Consider the following 3,742-nt stretch of genomic DNA (forward strand, 5'->3'; position numbering starts at 1 on the left):
TAGCATCCGCATAAGTACGCCAGTCGGTAGGTTTCTCGTTAGTCCGATATGGCCTTTGATATTAAATTCACCTGTACTACAGGCTAATAGTTTCCAAGTTTGTGAGGGGCGTAAGGTTATATCGGCTTGGCCGCGTGTTTTGCCTTTGCTATCACTAAGGGAGTAAATATATTGGATAATCTGCTCTTTTTCAGCTTCGCCCATTTCGTCCAATACTAGCAAACTGCTTGAGTGTAAGGCTGCTTGTACCTCAAAGCCTGTTGTTGTTGCGCTCCATGAAACAATGCGGTTATTGCCATTAGTGCCTTTGGTGCAATTACCCCAAACACTTGCGCCTATGCGTGCGGTCGTGGTTTTGCCGTTGCTACTTTCACCCCATAAATGTATGCCACACGTATCTAAGCCTAAACAGTCCAGCAAAGGCGGTGCAAAGCCTAATAATACGCCTAAACACAATAAGGGATAGGGTGCTATAGCTAAGGTTATCTTAGTGCGCCATGCGTCTAAATCGCCTTTAGTTTCATAGATATTTGCCCTTTGTATGCCTCCTTGATAGTAATACTTGCCTTCGGTGTCGCCTATCACATCTTCAGGCAAAACAAAGCAATAATCTTCGCCTGTCCATCCTGTTGAACGTTTGCCTATTAAGCGATTGTTAGGGCTTGCATTATTAAGCCATAGGCGTATCTCTTGACGATAACGGGGCAAGTCTATCCAGTGGTAGCCTAAATCGCGTAAAGCTGCAAATAAGGTAATACCATCGCCTACAAATGAGCGTAAGTCTAAGGCGTGGCGGTGGGTGTGTCCGTGTTGGCTGTCAAACTCAAGTAAGACACCAAAGCCCATGCCGTTGCCATCGTCTAGGGTGGCGAGTGGGTAAATGGGGTTGCCTATGCGTGTAGGTTCGCACCATTCCGCCAGTTCTACGCCATCACATTTAATCTTTTGTACCCCTGCTAAATATAAACCATCGCCTTTAGCGTAGTTCTGTACATAGCTTTTACTGTAGGCATAGCCTTTAATGTCGCCATGTTTAAGGCAATAGACAAAGGCTCTAGGCTCTTCGGTAATAGGCGGCTTTTCGGCTTCGGGTTCGTCTTTAGGCTGTAAATGCTCTTCAATTAAGGCAACCACACGGGGCGGTATTTCTTGCTGTATTATGCCTGTATTTAGTGTGTACTCTTTGCCTTCTACGGTACTAGGGATAGCTTGCACCAAACAATTACAAAGTAGCTCAAGCTCCCAAGCCTTTACTTTGCCGCCATTACCATTGACGCTTGGCCGTATGTACTCTTCACCCGATGCAAGGCTTATCTTTTTATCTTTAGCGATTAAGTGCGCTTGGTGCGGTGGTACGGCAATATAATAATGTAAGCCACCCGATGCACTAGTAACGGTTGCTTGGTGGTAAATATCGCTACCTAATAAATCTTCAAGGGCTTGGTGGCATTCGTTGCGCTCTTGGTCGGTGCGTGCATTCTTAATATCTACATCCACCACAAGCAAGCCCACACTATTAAAGGGCGTACTACGCTCACCACACAATAAAACGGTATTTGTTTGTCGGTGTGCGGCTTTTGCTTTAGCGGCTGCTTCTTCGGGTGTCATGCGCTTGCGGTTTGGCACATTCCATCCTGTCCCTGCTCCCTTACCGCCTCTAAAGCCTAGTAATACATCAAAGCCTTGTTGTGCGTACCATGCGATTTTATTGACGCGTGATAGCTTGGCAAAATCGGCTTTTAGGTCAATTGGCTGTTTTTCGGACAGTGTTACACGGCGTGTAACATCGTCATTTTTTTGTGTAACATTTGGCTGTTTTTTGTCCTCCTCCGTGTAACATTCTGAACACTTTTCGTCTGTTTTTTGAGCGTTTTCTTCTTTTTGTTCGTTTTTTATACTAGGATTAGACAGCATTAGACAGTCATTAGACAGTGTTTTGTCTAGCTGTCTAGCGGCTAAGTCTTGAGGCTCTAAGGCTTGAGGGTCGTTAGACAGATTAGACAGTTTAGACAGTGTTTTTTCATCTATGGGAGGCTCGCTTTTTTCGTGTAACATTGTAACATTGTTCAAAATATCAGCGTTTTGGCTGTTGTGTACTTCGGCATTTAAGCCAATAGTCGGGTTAATGTTTTCTAGTGTGGTCATGGCTATTTACTCACTAAGGCGTTAAAGGCGGTGCGGTAGTCGGTATTAGTTAAGGCGGCATGAAAGGCGGCTATGTTTGAACCGCTCGCACCACACGCCATACACTTAAAGCAACCTATGTGTAGATTCACCATTAGGCTAGGGTTGCGGTCACCATGAATGGGGCATAAAGCATTAGCCCACCCTGCTGCATTAGGTTTGCTTAGTTTGCTTAGGTGTTGGCGGTAATAGCTTTCGGCATTGGGCAAGGACTTAAAACGCTTAACAAGGCCATAATGCACACTGTTGACGGACAAAGGGGGTAACTTAGCCATGAGAATATGCTCCCATGTTTAAGTTCAAAATAACGCGATTAGGTAGCGACAATACGCCATGACTGATATAATTTATCATGCAAATACTCACTTAATGATAGGCAATTTATTGAGTGTTAAAGGCTGTAATGTTTAGGTATTACGGCCTTTTTTATTGCTCGTTAAGCAATACACCCGAACCACAAAAAGGGTCTTAGTCTTGACTAGCAAGGCATTGTTGTTGCCATGCTTGAATAGAAGACAATGACCAAGCAACCGCCTTGCCTCCAGCCAATTTGATGCTTTTTGGGAATAAATCACGGCTCATTAAGTCGTATATGGTTGACGAGGGTAAGCCTGTTAAGTGCATGACTTCGCGCTTGCGAATAAAGCGGATTTGTTGAGTAGTTGGATTAGCAAAAGTTTCGTTTGATGCTGTTTGATGCTGTGTAATTGCAGCCATATTAAGCTCACTATAAAAGCGAACCTAACCAAAGAAAGGAATCAATGAGTAATGTGAATATATTAATATATTTCTTGTTGTTTACCCAAAAATTTGCTAAAAAGCAAAAAGGTTAACAACGTGTTAACTTACTCATTGGGCTCCTTTGGTTAGGTTCTTGTGTTTGGTTAAACGAATTAACTTAGTCATGGTCAGTCGTTTAACCTAGTTTTAAGAGTAAGTGTGTTCGCCAACATTAACCTACTCGCCTAAAAGCCCTTTTGTACAAACTCGCCAGTAAGTACGACAAGGGCTTTTTTGTTTCTCATTATGAAACAATATCGTCATTATAAACATAATAATTCTCCTTTGTGCATTACGAACAATATCAATGCGACAGTTTTTATCATCACAACCCCCCAAACTTAACCGCCAGCACATTATTAGCTTGCAAGCTGTCTAAATAATCGCTCCAGTGTTGCATCATCTCATGGCGTTGTTTTATGTATTTAGTGCGGTTATAGGCGCGTCCATTGGCATCTTTAACGGCATGGGCAAGCTGCATCAATCGGGCAACCTGTGGGCGGTTCATCAACTAAGCGAATATGAACATCGCCTCGATAGTTTAAAAAGTTTCTCAAGTAAGAGTACGCTGCACCCAATGTTTTAAACTGTCGCGCCTGTGGTGGTGTCGTCATGCGCTGAGGGGCTATCTTGCTTGAACCTATAGCAATCTCAAAATAATCTTCACACTCAAAAATAACAGGAATAATACTAGGGTCATACTCTAGCAAGGTCTTGGCCGTTGGTGCGTTTATCATGGCATCAGCTCCAACACTTGCGCCTTGAACGCTTGATATTC

General features: G+C 43.5%; 4 protein-coding genes and 1 pseudogene. All 5 read right to left on the reverse strand.

Going from position 1 to position 3,742, the window contains the following annotated elements; translation table 11 throughout:
* The coding region (locus Q0212_RS04325; RefSeq protein WP_297922746.1) for a DUF927 domain-containing protein at positions 1–2,145 on the reverse strand (2,145 nt) is incomplete at its 3' end.
* Between the two features lie 2 nt (positions 2,146–2,147).
* Positions 2,148–2,459: a CHC2 zinc finger domain-containing protein gene (locus Q0212_RS04330; protein ID WP_297922749.1), complete on the reverse strand. Its 312-nt coding sequence runs from the start codon at positions 2,457–2,459 to the stop codon at positions 2,148–2,150.
* 193 nt (positions 2,460–2,652) lie between these two features.
* Positions 2,653–2,901, reverse strand: coding sequence for an AlpA family transcriptional regulator (locus Q0212_RS04335; protein WP_297922752.1), 249 nt, complete (start codon positions 2,899–2,901; stop codon positions 2,653–2,655).
* A gap of 388 nt (positions 2,902–3,289) precedes the next feature.
* A pseudogene (locus tag Q0212_RS04340) lies at positions 3,290–3,442 on the reverse strand (integrase); the annotation flags it as partial.
* The coding region (locus Q0212_RS04345) for a hypothetical protein (protein ID WP_297922755.1) at positions 3,423–3,742 on the reverse strand (320 nt) is incomplete at its 5' end. The pseudogene Q0212_RS04340 and the gene Q0212_RS04345, both read right to left, overlap by 20 nt.

The sequence above is a fragment of the uncultured Agitococcus sp. genome, assembly GCF_937920075.1.
Lineage (GTDB): Bacteria > Pseudomonadota > Gammaproteobacteria > Pseudomonadales > Moraxellaceae > Agitococcus.